Source organism: Nostoc punctiforme PCC 73102 (assembly GCF_000020025.1).
GTDB lineage: Bacteria > Cyanobacteriota > Cyanobacteriia > Cyanobacteriales > Nostocaceae > Nostoc > Nostoc punctiforme.
In genome coordinates this window covers 1,174,650-1,191,613 of record NC_010628.1, presented here as the reverse complement: position 1 = coordinate 1,191,613, position 16,964 = coordinate 1,174,650, and the positions used below count along the sequence as shown (strand labels likewise).

At 42.2% G+C, this 16,964-nt stretch carries 12 protein-coding genes and 1 tRNA gene; 6 read left to right on the top strand and 7 right to left on the bottom strand.

Going from position 1 to position 16,964, the window contains the following annotated elements; all coding sequences use genetic code 11:
* Positions 1-96: 96 nt before the first annotated feature.
* Positions 97-630, bottom strand: coding sequence for a GAF domain-containing protein (locus NPUN_RS05120; RefSeq protein WP_012407757.1), 534 nt, complete (start codon positions 628-630; stop codon positions 97-99).
* Positions 631-634: 4 nt separating this feature from the next.
* The gene (locus NPUN_RS05115) at positions 635-1,552 is read right to left on the bottom strand and encodes a metallophosphoesterase family protein (RefSeq protein ID WP_012407756.1); all 918 of its coding nucleotides are present in this window, start codon (positions 1,550-1,552) and stop codon (positions 635-637) included.
* A 135-nt stretch (positions 1,553-1,687) separates the two neighbouring features.
* On the opposite strand from NPUN_RS05115, the gene NPUN_RS05110 reads away from it, so the two are divergent.
* Entirely contained in the window at positions 1,688-2,569 is an 882-nt protein-coding gene (locus NPUN_RS05110; protein ID WP_012407755.1) for a hypothetical protein, read from the top strand.
* A 12-nt stretch (positions 2,570-2,581) separates the two neighbouring features.
* Positions 2,582-3,415, top strand: a complete 834-nt coding sequence (locus NPUN_RS05105) for an ATP-grasp domain-containing protein (RefSeq protein WP_012407754.1) — start codon at positions 2,582-2,584, stop codon at positions 3,413-3,415.
* 95 nt (positions 3,416-3,510) lie between these two features.
* Here NPUN_RS05105 and NPUN_RS05100 read toward each other — a convergent pair whose 3' ends face one another.
* On the bottom strand, positions 3,511-5,562 hold the full coding sequence (locus tag NPUN_RS05100) for a GAF domain-containing sensor histidine kinase (RefSeq protein ID WP_012407753.1): 2,052 nt from the start codon (positions 5,560-5,562) through the stop codon (positions 3,511-3,513).
* A 94-nt stretch (positions 5,563-5,656) separates the two neighbouring features.
* Here NPUN_RS05100 and cobN point away from each other — a divergent pair, with 94 nt between their 5' ends.
* Together cobN and NPUN_RS05090 are read left to right on the top strand one after the other, a co-directional pair.
* Positions 5,657-9,736: a cobaltochelatase subunit CobN gene (gene cobN, locus NPUN_RS05095; RefSeq protein WP_012407752.1), complete on the top strand. Its 4,080-nt coding sequence runs from the start codon at positions 5,657-5,659 to the stop codon at positions 9,734-9,736.
* A 9-nt stretch (positions 9,737-9,745) separates the two neighbouring features.
* The gene (locus NPUN_RS05090; RefSeq protein WP_012407751.1) at positions 9,746-10,885 is read left to right on the top strand and encodes a peptidoglycan-binding domain-containing protein; all 1,140 of its coding nucleotides are present in this window, start codon (positions 9,746-9,748) and stop codon (positions 10,883-10,885) included.
* A 131-nt stretch (positions 10,886-11,016) separates the two neighbouring features.
* Here the strand turns inward: NPUN_RS05090 and NPUN_RS05085 are convergent, their stop codons facing one another.
* From NPUN_RS05085 to lipA, 4 genes are all read right to left on the bottom strand, one after another.
* Positions 11,017-11,472, bottom strand: coding sequence for a Fur family transcriptional regulator (locus NPUN_RS05085; RefSeq protein WP_012407750.1), 456 nt, complete (start codon positions 11,470-11,472; stop codon positions 11,017-11,019).
* 421 nt (positions 11,473-11,893) lie between these two features.
* Positions 11,894-13,144: an RNA polymerase sigma factor SigC gene (gene sigC, locus NPUN_RS05080; protein WP_012407749.1), complete on the bottom strand. Its 1,251-nt coding sequence runs from the start codon at positions 13,142-13,144 to the stop codon at positions 11,894-11,896.
* Between the two features lie 617 nt (positions 13,145-13,761).
* Positions 13,762-14,691, bottom strand: coding sequence for an NAD(P)H-dependent glycerol-3-phosphate dehydrogenase (locus NPUN_RS05075; RefSeq protein WP_012407748.1), 930 nt, complete (start codon positions 14,689-14,691; stop codon positions 13,762-13,764).
* A gap of 67 nt (positions 14,692-14,758) precedes the next feature.
* On the bottom strand, positions 14,759-15,631 hold the full coding sequence (lipA, locus tag NPUN_RS05070) for a lipoyl synthase (RefSeq protein WP_012407747.1): 873 nt from the start codon (positions 15,629-15,631) through the stop codon (positions 14,759-14,761).
* 138 nt (positions 15,632-15,769) lie between these two features.
* Between lipA and NPUN_RS05065 the strand changes: the two genes are divergently transcribed.
* A tRNA-Pro gene (locus tag NPUN_RS05065) sits at positions 15,770-15,843 on the top strand.
* Between the two features lie 247 nt (positions 15,844-16,090).
* Positions 16,091-16,288, top strand: a complete 198-nt coding sequence (locus NPUN_RS05060; RefSeq protein WP_012407746.1) for a hypothetical protein — start codon at positions 16,091-16,093, stop codon at positions 16,286-16,288.
* The last annotated feature ends 676 nt before the right edge of the window (positions 16,289-16,964 follow it).

Below are 16,964 nucleotides of genomic sequence, written 5' to 3'. Positions count from 1 at the left end.
AGGAGCTACACACACACCGTTACTTAATTTGGAGCTTGCAAAATATAAAAATGCTGAAATAATCTAATATAGCTAAGAAATCTTTGAAAAAAACAGCTAATCAAAAGCAGACTTGACATAAGAAACTGTTAAAGGCGTGATTTTTTCGACAAGATTATTAATCACTCCTCGCTCATATTCAGTCCAAATTCTGGGATGACCAAAAATACATGGTTGTAAAATTCCCCAAAGTTGACCATTCTCGCGGATATGGGCATGAATCAGGGCGCGATGTCCAAAATTCTTCTTTTCAAATTCCCGATTTAAAATTTGAGAATCAGCAGTTTCTACATCTTCGACAAAGATTGAAGGTTTGGCACGTAACGCAGCCGCAAACATCGGATCTTCATCTGCTAAAGATGTGGGCAGCGCTTCCCAGTCTTCATTGTAGACGATAGGTATATCTGGAGTGCGAATCCAACAAAAGGCAACTTTAGTAAGGTTATTGTGTGGATTATGTAGGCATAGAAAACATCTATCAGATTGTAAAAAATCGCCTAGTGCTGCCAACAGTTCATCAAATAGAGTATCTGGTGTTTGAGATGATTCTACAATATTTTTGAGTGCAGGAGGAAGTTCTTGCTGAGTCATATAACTAAGCTGATTTTAATTGAATAATACCTTTATCAAAAACACGATTATCAGTAGCGATCGCACTTATTTCTATTCTATCTTTATATACTTCATAAGAGGCAAAGCTTAAGTCACTCGTAGAATACTTTGTCCACTCAGAACGCCCTACAGGACGATTACCAGCACCTGCACCACAAATTAAATAAGTTGTCCCATCAATAGCACGAGTGCGTTCATAATTGTGTTCGTGACCATTGATATAAAGTTGAACACCGTATTTTTGAAATAGAGGAGTGAAAGTTTTAATAAAATCTGCATTACTCCCATACTGACCCGATGAATAAATCGGATGATGTCCAAACACTACTTTCCAAGGAGCATTACTAATACTTAATTCTTTTTCTAACCAAGGTAGCTGGTTTTTCCAATCAGCATTACTGTTAGTATCTAAAGCAAAAAATTGTACCTGATTACGTTTAAATGTATAATAACGTCCCTTCATATTAAAACCGATATACTTGACTTGTGGATCGCCATTATCAGTACGAATATCGTGATTACCTAAACAAGCCTGAAATTTCACGCCTTGTTTCAGCAAAGGTTGATAAGGACGCTCAAAAACTGCACTAATTTTTTCAATTTCACCGTTATTGTAAATATTGTCTCCAGCTAAAACGACTAAATCATAAGGATTTTGTTTGTGATAGGCATTCATTGCTCCAGCCACAGCATACTGTCCTCTAGCCCCAGTCCCCGTATCAGCCACAGATACAAAACGTAATAACAAGTCTTTTTTGACTGGGTTGGCGGCTATAGCTGTAGTTGAATCGGTAATATCAGCACTTTGATGATTTTTATCAGCTAACATCCAGGCTAAAAATCCTGTACCAATGGCGCTAAAGCTACTTAAAAATAAAAATTGACGGCGTTTTAAGTTCATAATTCACCAAATTTGATAAATAGTCCGTTTAGCGGAAACAATGAGCAATGAAGTGATACATTAAGGCAAAAGAAGGCAGCACCAGTAATAATGTACGTTGTTTGTCTTTGATTCGCTGCTTTTGGTGAAAGTTCCATGTCACAAGACAATCAGTCAAAACCGACGGATGAGCAGGTAAATCAACCTCCCCAAAAACCTTACCAGAGAGTTCAGCCATTTTGGAAGGCTAAAATTATCCAACTTCTGAGAGGGACGATTGGGGTTTTAGAAACAACGGTGGAGAAACTGGAGACAGCACCCCCACCGGGTACTGAGGAAACACCCGGCTTTTTCCAGCAGCTTCAGTTGCGATGGGGCGGACTGTTAAGGACAATCCGCTTGTTTTTACCATCAAATTTGTCAACAAAGTTATCAGATACAGCTTTGACGGGAATTGTGGCTGGAATTGCTGTAATTCTCGTTTGGACAACTGCAACTGTCTTTACTGGTAAACCTACTGAAATAGCAACAGTTCCCCCAGTTGAAGAGGTTCCTGCACCGACACCAACGATAACTACTCCACCGGAGTCAGTTGTACCAGAACCGCAGCCGCCACAGCCACCAGAGGAAATTACGCCGGTGCCAGAACCGGAACCGGAACCAACTCCCACCCCAACCCCAACGCCGACACCAGCTATAGAATTAACACCAGAACAAGCTTTGATTGCAGCTATTGAAAATCAGGTAGCTGAAATTAGCGATCGCATTGCCTCTGGTCTGATAAAGTCAATTCAAGCCAACTTCCGCACGAGTAACTTGACTGTCAAAATTAGTGACGATTGGTACACTCTCAAAGAATCTCAGCAGGACAAACTAGCTGCGGAGATATTACAACGTTCTCAAGAACTTGATTTTACCCATTTAGAAATTATTGATTCCCAAGATAAGCTGATAGCGCGTAACCCAGTTGTCGGTACTGAAATGGTGATTTTTAAACGGCAAACACAAGCTAAAATAATTCGTAATTTTGACGTTTAACTTCAATTATTTATGTTAGATAACCTTTCCCTATTGCTTAAAGCTTGTGAAAATTTAAATATCAGTTATAAAATTATTCATCCGACTGAAAACTTAGTAAAAATAAAACTGAATAATAAACAACATTATTTTTGTAATTATAGTACTCCGATAATAAATCAAGCAGTAGCACAAATTATTAAAGACAAAGAATATACTTACCATATTTTAAAGAACAAAGTTAAACTTCCTCGAACAGTAGGTTTTCTTTCCCCTTTTTGTGACCTGCAATATAAGATTTACTTAAAATTTCCAAGTTTTGAAGATATTATATTAGAAATAAAAAAAACTTTTGAAACGCCTGTAATTGTTAAACGTAATTCTGGCTCAAGTGGACATAACGTTTTTTTATGTCAGAATACAGATGAAGTTGAAACTGCTTTAAAAGAGATTTTTAATATCAATAATAAAAAGTATGATTACGTTGCGATCGCTCAAGAGTTCATTCACATAAAATCTGAGTATAGAGCCGTTTTTCTAAATAAAGAGTTAGTTCTGCTCTATGAAAAAGATATAACTAATGCAAAATTTGCAGGCAACCTCAGCCCTCTTCACTGGGATGGTGCGAAAGCAAAGTATATCAAAGATCCACAAATATTGTCAGAGATTGCTAATTTTGCTAAACCAATTTTTGAAGAATTAGACATTGATTATGGTGGTTTAGATATAGTCTTAGATCGAGATAACCAATATTGGTTAATTGAAATAAATTCTCACCCAAATTATACTATTTTCACTAGAGACAATGGAGAGGAACCTGTGTTGAGAATTTTTGAAAAAATGCTCCTTAGCCTAGCCTCAAATTGAAGAAATAAATCATCACAAAGACGCGATGAATCGCCATCTCTACAAAAGACTGATTATTGTAAAGACGGCGATTCATCGCGTCTCTTGCTTAACTCCTAACTCAGCACTCTCATTGCCTGAGTTGGTATCCATACAGTAAAAATGGAGCCAATACTGATGGTTGATTCTACTTCAATTCGACCCCGATGGAGTTCTACAAGTTGTTTAGTTAAAGCTAATCCAAGTCCAGTGCCTTCATAGCGGCGGCGATAGGGTGTATCGAGTTGCTGAAATTTCTCAAAAAGTAATGGTAACTGTTCTTCGCGTATACCAATACCGGTATCTTCAACTTGAAAAATAGCGGTATCATCCTCCACCCAAAGGCGCAAGGTAACGTTACCACTTTCGGGAGTGAATTTAATGGCATTAGTTAACAGATTCGAGAGAATTTGTGCTACTCGTTCGGCATCGGCGGTAAAGCGATCGCGACTGGGATCGATTTGCAAATCAAGGTTGAGATTGATTTGTTCGCTTGTTGCTTTGTTTCGCAGTGACTCTAAAGCCTTTTCTGCAACATTCACCAAAGAAAATTCCGAAATATTTAAAGCTGTCTTACCAGCCTCGATTTGCGATAAATCGAGGATGTCATTAATCATTTCTAATAAATGTTCTCCACTATCGTGGATTGTTTGCAGATAATCGCGTTGTCGTTGACTCAATTCACCCAAAGGCCAGCGTAACAAGGTAGAAGACATCCCAATCACATAAGTTAAAGGCGTGAGTAATTCGTGACTGATAGTAGCGAGAAATTCACTTCTGAGGCGGTTAGCAGCTTCGGCGGCGAGGAGAGCATCACGTAGTCCGATTGTGCGTTCAATAACTCGTTGTTCGAGAGTTTGTTTTTCTTGGGTGAGGGTTTGCATTAACTCAGCTTGGTAAATGGCGATCGCTAATTGTTCGGCGATCGCAATCAGCAAGTTTTTTTCGCTATCAATCCATTGGCGTGGTTCATTGCACTGATGAGCAATCAGCAGCCCCCACAGCTTGTTCTCAAGTATAATCGGTGCTGCCAACTTAGCCCGCACTTGGCTTTCCCTTAAAAAATTCAACAAACACTCTTCTAGAGCATAAGTTTTTTCGACATCATCCACAGCTAAGGTAAAGCCTTGGCGATACTTCTCCCAACATTGAGAGGTTCGCATAAAGCAATTTTTTTCTGTGTAATTCAACACGCAGGTAATCGCATCTGTAGCACGGGCTTCATAGACAATGTAACCCCTATGCTGTTGGTAGTCTTCTAGTAAGGATTGATTATTTACTGAGATAGAAGTTGAGCCTTTCCCGTTATCCTCATCTGTAGAAGACTGGTATTCTTGAGTCTTGACTTTAGAAGCTTCAAATTTATAGATTACTAATCGGTCTAATTCTAGAAACTCACGCACCTGTGTAATTGCCGTTGCCATAATGACAGGCAAATCCAAGCTTTTGCGGATCTGCGTTGTTACCTGATTCAACAACCGTTCTTGGGAAATCTGTTTTTTTAAGGCATCTTCCACTGGCTGACAGATATAAACTGCCGGCGCAGTTGGGCTTGGAGGTGCTATTATTTCTTGGTTTGGCTGAGTTAGGAGATATTCTAATAGCAACAGCGAGAACTTACTTTGGAGGGTAGCATCATTGGGCCCAATAATTTGGCAAAAGCGTTCGAGATTTTGGTGAGTATAGGAATCGCACTCAAACAAGTCTCTCAATTCATGCAGAAAAGAAGCGATCGCCTCTAAATTAAATGTCAATCTAGCATTGAGTGCTGAGTTCTGAGTGCTGAGTAGAGAGTGAATTTCCTGCCCCCCTGCTCCTTGGTCACTGAGCGTAGTCGTTCGCGCAGCGTCTCGTAGAGAAGTGCTGCCCCCCTGCTCCCCTGCCCCTCTGCTCCCCTGCCCTTCCTCAAAATTTCCTAACAAAAGCGCACTAAACTGCCCAGAAACCACCAACGTAAACCTTTGCCTTTGCCACTCCACAGGTATGGAAATCCGCGCCAAAACAGCTTCTGTCAGTACCAGAGTGGCACTTCCCACTGTTTGAGCCATTTGTTCCAACAATTCCCCAAGCTGATTAAATACAACAATAGGCAAGGTTCGAGAAAAGCTCAAATCAGGAGAACTAAGCATTTTTAATCATTACTGGTAAGAGGGGGCTAAATGCAGGGAAAAAGTTTGTTTTGATTGTGTAATAACCAATAGTTTAAGACGGTAATACAGCATTATGCATCGTATAAGTAGCACATCGGGTGGATGGAATCAATCAGAGGGTTTAATTTTTCTAGAACAAACTCCAGCGCCTTTCGTGTTGATTACGGCTGCTGATACCGACATTCAAACTTTGGCAGTTGCGGTTACGAAATTACCTCCACAATTTCCTGCCTTAAGAGTCGCTAATCTGTTGCAATTGCAGCAACAGTTGAGCATAGATACTTATGGAGAGCAAGTTTTGGAGCTTGCCCAGGTAATTATTTTGCGCCTATTAGGAGGACGTTCTTATTGGGGTTATGGCTTAGAAGTAGTGCAAGAAATTGTGCAACGTAATGGTAGAACCCTCATTGTAATGCCAGGGGACGACGCTTTTGATCCCGACTTAATTTCTCAGTCTACCGTGCCTTTAGGTGTTGCTAACCAGGTATGGCAGTATTTTAGTGAAGGCGGAGTAGAAAATTTTGTTAATGCTCTGCAATTTATCTCTGATACTTGCCTGTTAACTGCATACAATCCCCTGCCACCCCGACCGATTCCGCGCGTGGGATTGTATGAATGGGGAGCAGGGGGGCAGGGGAGCAGGGGGGCAGCACTTCTCTACGAGACGCTGCGCGAACGGCTACGCTCAGTGACCAAGGAGCAGGGGGGCAGCAGAGAGTTAGAACTTCGTTCATCCACCTTTGAACCGGATGAATCCACCTCGGAACTCCGTTCATCCACCTCGGAACTGGATGAATCCACCTCAGAACCTCAAGGCTTCCAATGCCCAATGCCCCATGCCCCATGCCTCATGCCCAAAGTCGGCATCCTCTTCTACCGCGCTCATTATTTAGCTGGAAACACCAAGGTAATTGATGCTTTATGCCAAGCCTTGGTACAGAAAAATTTACAACCAGTGCCAGTGTTTGTTTCCTCATTGCGTGAACCCGATGTTCAAGCGGAGTTGAGTGAATTTTTCCAACCCAAAGAAGCCGAATCAATAGCTGTGCTGCTGAATACTACCAGTTTTTCACTAGCACGCTTGGAAAGCGAAACACCCCAAACCGAACTGTGGGAAAAATTAGATGTGCCTGTGTTGCAGGTAATCCTCAGTGGCGGATCAATTGAGCAGTGGGAGTCACAGTTTCAAGGGCTTTCTCCCCGCGATATTGGGATGAATGTGGCGCTACCAGAAGTAGATGGGCGGATTATTACGCGTGCTGTGTCTTTTAAAGCCGTGCAAACTCGTAATCCCCATTTAGAGACAGATGTGGTAATTTATGAACCAGTCAGCGATCGCATTGAGTTCGTTGCTCAACTAGCAGCAAATTGGGCGCGTCTACGTTCCAAACCACCCCAAGAACGGCGAATTGCCCTAATTTTGGCAAATTACCCCAACCGCAATGGACGGCTTGCTAATGGTGTGGGACTCGATACCCCAGCTAGTTGTGTAGAAATCCTGCAAGCTTTACATCAGGCTGGGTATGAAGTAGAAAATCCACCTGCTCAAGGAGATGAGTTGATTCAACGGCTGACAAATGGCGTAACCAACGATGCGGAAGGTAGAGAATGGCTTCCGGTACACCAAAGTGTCTCTTGGGAAGAATATCAAGAATATTTCGCTTCATTACCGCCAGCAGTTCAGCAAGGTATTACTGAAAGGTGGAAAATGGGGCAAAGTGCGGGAGGCAAAGGTGAAAGCTCTTCTCCCCTGCTCCCTGCTCCCTGCCCCCCTGCCTCTATCCCCGTTCCCGGAATCCAAATCGGCAACATCTTCGTGGGAATTCAGCCAGCAAGAGGTTATGATAATGACCCCAGTTTGAATTATCATGCGCCAGATTTAGAACCAACCCATGATTATTTAGCTTTCTACTATTGGGTTAGAGAAACTTTTGGTGCTGATGCTGTAGTTCATGTAGGGAAACACGGAAATCTAGAATGGCTACCTGGTAAAAGCGTGGCTTTATCTAATAATTGTTATCCAGAAGTGGCTTTCGGCTCACTTCCCCACCTGTACCCGTTTATTGTCAACGATCCTGGTGAAGGTTCCCAAGCCAAACGTCGCGCTCAAGCGGTGATTATAGATCACTTAACGCCGCCGATGACTCGTGCGGAACTCTACGGTTCTTTGCAACAGTTAGAAAATTTAATTGATGAGTATTATGAAGCGGATAGTTTAGATCCTTCACGTTTGCCAGTAATTCGCGATCGCATCCACGAACTGGTGATCAAAGAAAATCTCCATCTAGATTTGGGAATCCAAAATGAAACAGAAATTTTTAAGTCTGAATCTCTAGTTTTGAATTCCATCGGTGGTTATCTTTGTGAATTGAAAGAAGCCCAAATCCGCGACGGGTTGCACATTTTTGGGCAATGTCCCCAAGGAAAGCAGCTGCGAGATTTAATAGTAGCGATCGCTCGCATACCCAATCGCCATTCTTCAGGTATTACCCGCGCCATAGCTCAAGATTGGGGTTTAGACTTCGACCCCCTCACAGCAGATTTGTCAATGCCTAGCGGTGAATACTCAATAGTCAATGGCACAGAGTGCCGCACCATTGGCGATATAGTTGAAGTCCTAGAAGAACACGCCGCCCTTTTAGTAGAACAACTAATAAATCAGGATTCAGAATTCAGAATTCAGGAATCTTGTAGAGACGCGATTCATCGCGTCTCTACCTGGATACGCGATCGCCTGCTTCCAGCTTTACAACAAACCGATCGAGAAATCACCCATTTATTACATGGGCTTGATGGCGGTTACGTCCCCAGTGCCCCATCTGGCGCACCCACGCGCGGCCGCCCAGAAGTTCTACCAACAGGGAGAAACTTTTATTCTGTCGATATTCGCGCCATTCCCACAGAGACAGCTTGGGATATCGGCAGAAAAGCCGCCGAAACCCTCGTAGAATATTACACTCAAGAGAATGGTGAGTATCCCAGAACACTAGGCTTATCATTGTGGGGAACAGCCACCATGAGAACAGGCGGTGATGACATAGCCGAAGCGTTAGCTTTGCTGGGAGTCAAACCTGTATGGGATGGTGCAGCGCGGCGAGTAGTAGATTTTGAAATTTTGCCCCTAGCGATTTTGGGACGGCCCCGTGTAGATGTCACCTTGCGAATTTCAGGATTCTTCCGCGATGCTTTTCCCAACTTAATTGACTTATTCGATCAAGCAGTATCAGCAGTAGCAGATTTGGATGAACCACCAGAACAAAATCCCCTTGCAGATGCAGTTCGCCAAGAAACTGAATTGTGGACAAGCCAAGGATTAACTTTAGAAGAAGCCGTGGTGCGATCGCACTATCGCATCTTTGGTTCTCGCCCAGGTGCTTACGGCGCAGGACTCCAAGGTTTAATCGAATCGCAAAACTGGACAGACGATGAAGATTTAGCCCGTGCTTACATTAACTGGAGTTCTTACGCCTATTCTTCGGGAAATTTGGTAGGGGAGCAGGGAGCAGGGGGAGCAGGGGAGGATAAAATTGCCAATCCCCAATCCTCAGTCCCCAGTCCCCAGTCCCCAGTCCCCAATACCGAAGCCTTCAAGCAACGCTTATCCCAGATGCAAGTTGTCCTGCACAATCAAGATAACCGCGAACACGACCTACTCGATTCTGATGATTATTACCAATTTCAGGGTGGTTTAACAGCAGCCGTGCGTTCTCTACAGGGAAAAAACCCCAAAACATATTTTGGTGATAATTCCATACCTGCCCAACCACGAGTCCGCCAACTCAAAGAAGAAATTTCACGGGTGTATCGTTCTCGTGTAGTTAATCCTAAGTGGATTGCAGGAGTTATGCGCCACGGTTACAAAGGTGCTTTTGAAATGGCGGCGACAGTAGATTTTTTATTCGCCTACGACGCTACAGCTAAATGTGTAGAAGATTATATGTATCAAGGCATAGTAGAGGCTTACTTGCTCGATCCAGTTGTGTCAGAATTTATTCAGGAAAAGAACCCTTATGCTCTGCGTGATATTGCTGAAAAATTATTAGAAGCACATAAGCGCAATTTGTGGGAGGATGTAAATATAGGAACATTAGAAGCTTTGAGGAACCTAGTACATCAAGCTGAAGCAGTTATCGAAGAAAAATCAATGGTGTAGGAAACAAATATGGAAAATCTTGCGTATTTGCACCTAGCTTTCGCCTACGAAGACAGCACACCCAGTGAATTGGTATCCCTCAGTTCTTTGTTTAACAAAGCAGCTGCACCAGACTGGAAAAGGCTTTCTGGTAGGGCTTGGAAGTATATGTTGCCCCTTGCTCTGTCATTGTCCATTATTGGCGCTGTCAGCAGCGTTATGGCACTGGAAAAAGGCGATCAAGGTCCCTCTGTTAGAAATCTCCAACAAAAGTTGAAAACAGCAGGTTTTTACCAAGCTTCTGTTACCCAAGTATATGATGTATCCACACAAGAGGCTGTGCGGCGCTTCCAAAAAGCCGTCGGTTTACCAGTGGACGGCATTGTTGGAGCAAGCACCCTGCAAAAGTTAGAAAACTGGCAAGCTAAAAAGTCCAGTACTACGACAACACAAGCAAAAAAAGCCACTGTTGTCAGTACACAAGCTAAAAAGCCCAGTACTACTAGTTCGGTTCGTTCAGCCACCAACCAACGCCGTAATCCTAACTACCTTGCTAAGGGTGATGAAGGTGAAGATGTCAGAGCCTTGCAAGAACGCTTAAGAATCGCAGGCTTTTATTATGGGAACGCCACAGGAATATTTGGCCCAATTACCGAAGAATCTGTGAAGCGGTTCCAAGATTCTTACAAATTAAGCGTTGATGGAATTGCTGGCCCCGCAACATTGCGTAAATTGCCAGGAATTGGCATTGGCGATGGAGAAGAGGCTCCTAAAAAGGTTGTCAATCGAGATAAACTCCGTGTAGGCGATCGCGGTGAGTCAGTTAGAATCATCCAAGAACAATTGATCCAGGCAGGATATTTAGAGGGAGAGCCAAATGGCTACTATGGCCCCTACACTGCCGATGCTGTACGAAGATTCCAGGCAGCTAATTTCTTAGCAGCAAGTGGCGTTGCTGGCCCAACTACACGAGCTAAGTTATATAGCTCAGTTAATACTGCTAAAAAAAGCGAATTTAATACCCTGGAAATCCAAACGCGACTACGGGAGCGGGGTTTTTATAAAGGCAAGCTGAACGGTGTAATGGCAGATGACACCAAAAAAGCGATTAAACAAGCCCAAGAATTCTACGGCATCAGCCTCAAGGATCTTAAGAGCGGACGCTTTTAACATCCGCTTTGGTGTTATTAGTATCAGTTCCCAACTCGTTGCTAGCCTCTAGTAACAGCAAATTACGAACTGCTCAAAATTCCCCTTATTTGGCTAATTTGAGTAGTTTCGTCTGATTATCCACCCAAGTGCTAAAGCGGCATCAGCGCCCGTTGGCACTTGGGACACACTGCATGGATTGTCATTTGACAATCAAGCAGGTGAAAACCTTCTTTTTGAGCGGTTTTCGAGCCAATTTTTAAAATTGAATCATTTTTAAACTCAATAGTTGAGTTGCATCTAACACAAATCAAGTGATGGTGATGATGAGGATAGGGCTGGTTGATCTCATAATGCTTATGTCCTTCACCCAGTTCTAATTCCCGTAAAATTCCCATCCTCGCCATCAACTTCAAAGTCCGATAAATAGTTGACAGACTGATCCCTTCACCATCAGTTTCTAGCCGATGATAAAGATCTTCCGCACTTAAATGTTCACCTTGCGGAAGTTCTTGAAAAATGTGTAAAATTGTTTCGCGCTGGGGAGTTAATCGCCAGCCTCGTTCGTTCAGTTCTGCCTTGAGTGAAGTAGTTGTGTAGACAGTCATACTAATATTTCTCAACAAAGCTTGTTAGTTGAGAATATAACAAATCTTGGGAGCAATTTGCAACAATCATTGCCTATTGAGAATTTATGCTAAATATTTAAGAACAATTCATTAAATCTCGATCAAAATTCAAATAATAAACTGTATTGCATTTAATTTGCATACAGTTAATAGTTAGGATACTTGTAACGATTGCATCCCTTGACTTTAAATTTTTTTTGAATTGTTTAACCTATCCCCACCTTCAAGATATCTGAGCAAAGCTCTGGGGGAACTCTTATACAATTAAATGCAAATTACTTGCTATAAGCCTCTAAAAGGCTTTCAATCTGAGATCAAATCAGTCCTTTGTCCCTAGTCATTTGTCAAGTGTAGTTTTCTAATGACAAATGACTAATGACAAATGACTCTCGATCATTGATTAACTAAGAGATTCCAAATAATCGCGGATCAGGTTGCGACGCTTAGGTTGGCGTAGCTTTTGCAAAGCCTTGGATTCTATTTGCCGAACTCGTTCGCGGGATAAGTCGAGAGCGCGGCCAATTTCTGCTAAGGAATAAGGATGACCATCTGCCAAACCAAACCGCATCAAAATTACATCGCGTTCCCGGCTAGTTAAATCTGAGAGAAGATGATGCAAGTCTCTTTGTAAAGATTCTCGCATTAACATTTCTTCTGGGGTCACACAGTCAGTTTCTAGTAATTCGCCTAACTCAGTGTCTTTATCTTTGCCTACTTTGGTTTCCAAAGAAACAGAGCGAGGAACCCGTAACAAAACTTCTCGAACTTGGGTCGGTGTCATCTCTAACTCAGTTGCTAAATCTTCTAGAGTTGGGGTGCGACCTTTTTCTTGAGCAATTTTGCGTTGAGCCTTTTTGATTTTATTTAACTTTTCGGTAATATGGACAGGGAGGCGGATAGTGCGACTAGAAGTTGCGATCGCCCGTGTAATTCCCTGACGAATCCACCAGTAAGCATAAGTACTGAAGCGATAACCCTTAGTGGGGTCAAATTTTTCTACAGCCCGCTCCAAACCTAGTGTGCCTTCTTGGACTAAATCCAACAATTCCAAACCACGATTTTGATATTTCTTAGCAACAGACACAACTAAGCGAAGATTCGCCTTAATCATGTGTTCTTTTGCTTGGAGTCCTTGGGACTGAACTTGCTCCAACTCTTCTACTGTCAACTTAGCAATTTCTGCCCAGCGACGTTTGCCATTTGCCAAAGTTGGCCTAAGATCGGATAAAACTATATCAGCAGTAGCAGCCCATCTTTCCAAAGATGGGCGATGTCCTAGTTCCGAGGTTAGACGTTCTTGAACTTCAACTAACCTTAGATAGGGTATAATCACTTCATCTCCAAGCTTTGCGGCGTTAGCAAGTACTATCCGCATCCGCAAGTAACGCTGGACTTTTTGAGCTTCTGAAACCTCTTCATCGCGCCCCAACAAGCGAACCCGACCAATTTCTTGGAGGTATAGGCGTACCAGGTCTGTACTCCGGCGGTTAGTGCTAGCAGCAAAGTTAGCATTGTCAACAGAAGCGATCTCTAGCTCCTGCAAATCATCTACCGATAACTCGCTTTCATCAACCGTGAGATCCGAGTCCAAAGCCTGGCGGGACTTTTTGGTGTTGTAGGGGGCATCTGCATAAAAAGATGTTGCTGGCATAAGATCGTCTCAATGGCTCCAGGTAACAATAGATTTCGGTCAGCTTAGATTACGGTCAGCTATTCAACTGTTGCTATTGTTCCCGCGATTAACGATGAACTAACATAGTTGAAGATTCCATTACAATTTTTTTAGAAATTAACTGTAATGGTTTTATTGGATACAGTATTACTGGACTTAATCGGCTGCTAAATTTTTGATTTAACCAATAGCTATTTAAATCGGCAGCTAGGCTTTCAATATTTCAACTACTTAGTTAACATTTCAACCTTAGTGGGTTGTGATAGTAACTTTTGTAACACAGTATAAATATCCTTCAGTGAATGTCATCTTTATAATTGGCATAGTCACATTTACATGGCTACAAAAGTAATATCCTGACGATTTAGCAATTTTTTCTCAGGATTATTCAGGTATAAGTAGGACTAATAGATATCGGGGAAGTGATTAGTATTAACGGCAAAAATTCTATCGATACGGAGATAGAAAACGTAGGAAAGTTATTAAATACTCTCTCCGTGTCTTGCTAACCCGTCAATTTCAACTTGAATATGATTTACGCAAAACCATACTCATGCTGTAGGGGCAATTCATACCTGCTACAGCATGGGTATGCTCTAGTAGTTGTACTCTGGCTTTATATCTCGCAGCATCAGTTCATCAAGCGCTTGTCGGGGTGTGACTTCTCCTTGAAGTAATCGATAAACTTGCTCAGTAATTGGAACTGGAATGTTTTGTTGCTTGGCTCGTTGCATCAAAACCTGGCAAGTGTTCACTCCTTCGGCTGTTCCTTGTAAATTTGCAAGAGTTTCTTTAAGTGTCTTACCACCAGCTAGCTGGTAGCCGACTTGGTAATTGCGGCTTAAGGGACTATTGCAGGTTGCTAACAAGTCTCCAAGACCCGATAATCCATAAAATGTTTCCGTCTTTGCACCCCAGTCGTTACCGATGCGAACCATTTCTGTAAGTCCACGGGTGACTAAAGCAGCTTTGGCATTGGTTCCTAGATGTAAACCATCGCACACACCAGCTGCGATCGCAATCACATTTTTTAGCGTTCCCCCTAGTTCCACCCCCAAGGGGTCGGGATTGGTATATACCCGGAAACGATGAGAAGAAAATACTAACTGCACTACTTCCGCAGCTGTGGGAATATTACTGGCTACCACTGTTGCTGCTGGTAACTCTAGTTGAATTTCTTTAGATAAATTAGGCCCAGACAAAACAACCACTGCATGGTTAGCGAATACTGTTTGCCAAATTTGCGACGGCGTGCAAGTGGTTTGGGGATCCAAGCCTTTGGTCGCCGTCACAAAAATCGTCTCTGGAGAAAGGGAGAAAGACTGGATTTGGGAAGCAACATCTCTCACACCAATCATTGAGATAGCGGATAGGATTATTTGGGCATCTTCTAACACTGTTTGGAGAGTTTGGGAACCTTGACGCGACCACACGCGCACCTGATGACCATTCGCTGCGGCGAGATTTGCCAGAGATGCACCCCAAGCACCCGCACCAAGAATTGCTACAGATTTTGAATTAGTCATTAATCACCATTCTCCCCATCACCCAATCACCCTATTCTCTTAGCAATCTAAAATCTAAAATCTAAAATTAGCTCCGGGGATAACGTTCCATTAATTCCCTGACTTGTTCCGCATGATATGAACTTCTTGTCAATGCAGAAGAAACAATTTGTAAAAATCCGATTTCTTCGCCGAATGTCTTCCAAGCAACAAATTGTTCTGGATTGATAAATTCATTTACTTGTAAATGTTTTTGACTGGGTTGGAGATATTGCCCAATTGTCAAAATGTCGCAATCTACGGTTCGTAAGTCTTGCATGACTTGACGAATTTCGGCATCTGTTTCACCGAGTCCAACCATAATCCCGGATTTGGTGTATGTGCTAGGAGAGAGTTGGCGAGTTCGCTGTAATAATTCTAATGTGCGATCGTAGTTTCCTTGGGGACGCACCCGGCGATACAGGCGTGGAACAGTTTCGGTATTGTGGTTTAATACCTCTGGCGCTGCTTGTAGAATCAACTCTAAAGCATTCCAATTACCGCACAAGTCAGGAATTAGCACCTCTATTGTGGTGTTAGGTGAAACAGAGTGAACCGCATCAATACACGCAACAAACTGAGATGCACCACCATCAAACAAGTCATCTCGATTTACAGAAGTGATTACTACATGATTAAGGTTCATGCGGCGAACAGCTTCCGCTAGCCGTGCAGGTTCCGTGGGATCTAGTGGTTTCGGTTTTTTCTCAAAATCAATATCGCAGTAGGGACAAGCGCGTGTACAAGCCGGGCCCATAATCAAAAACGTAGCAGTACCGGCATTGAAGCATTCGCCAATATTCGGACAGGATGCTTCCTCACAAACTGTATTGAGGGATAAATCCCGCAAAATGTCTTTAACGTTACCGATGCGCTCACGCCCAGGTGCTTTTACCCGCAACCAGTCTGGTTTTACAGTCACAATCCGCTTTTACCACTAGAGTTATACAAATTTAATCGTAGCAAGCAAAGCCTTGAGTGAAGCGATCATATATATAGATGTAATTCTGTCATTTGGCACGGGTTGTGATATTCTTAATTTACAATGCCATTTTTATGGCGGGATGTGGCGCAGCTTGGTAGCGCACTTCGTTCGGGACGAAGGGGCCGCTGGTTCGAATCCAGTCATCCCGATGTAGTGTACATGTATATGTAGAGCGACAAATTATTTGTCAACTGCTTTCCTATGGACTTAATGTAACTGACTTTGTTTTAGTACACAAGGCACGCGATCGCTTCTAAACTCATGAAGTTTTAGAGAATCGGTAACCCAGGTAGCAACAGAACTTGTTACCTACCACTATGTGAAATAAGTCTCAAGATAGTGTGTGCCTCACCACAGAAGGACTTAAGCTTGGCGTATAAGTTTTAGGAAATAGTGATGAATAAGGAAACAGTTCCTAGTCAAGCTGAAAAATCGAATCCAGAAGGTGAACCGTCGCAACTAAGTCCAGAACTACTGGACAAAATCAAACACCCTGCGAGAATCGACGATGTTATTCGGGAGCAATCGCCAGAAGAACGCAAGAGTAACCCAGCTTTAGTACCAGAAATGATTGATGATTCAAGCGAGCAATGATCGGGTTGGCGATGGAGTAATCTAAAAGCTCAGGTTCCTAAATTTTTAGATAAGCCGATAATCTTGTTAGTAATTATTGCTGTCTAATACTAAGCAGTTTTTCTTGATATAGTTCCGGCGTGTTGATGTGTAGTAGCACCGCCGGAATCTCAATTTTTACTTGATGAATTAGTGGATAAAATTATCTGGGTTTTTGTAACTGCGTTCATGTAGTTTGTCGTAGACATTCGCATCCCATTAATGAATAAAAATGGATGCCTCATTTTACCTTTATATCTGGGTGCATTAATCAACCATAAGTTGTCTTTTTTAAATAAAAATAAGCTAAATTTTTCTAATTATTTAAACCACCATGATTAAGCTATAATCCATAATTTTTCTAAATAGATTCAGCCTAATTCATCACTATACACAAAATTAGTATTAATTGAGTAAAATTGCTGCCCAAATTCCCGATTTCTTCAAGAACGGAGAATCTAAATCTAGCTTCAGGAATTTCATTCAACTCTAGATTACTCTTAAATTTAAAATTACTTTCTGTCATCTATATTAAGTTAGATTATACAGAGTTTTAATTTTCTATCCAGGGTTGTATATAGAGGAATTATCACAAAATATATTCAGGAATTATGCAAGATTATGGAATAATATAAAACATTTATAAAGCGTCTCATTG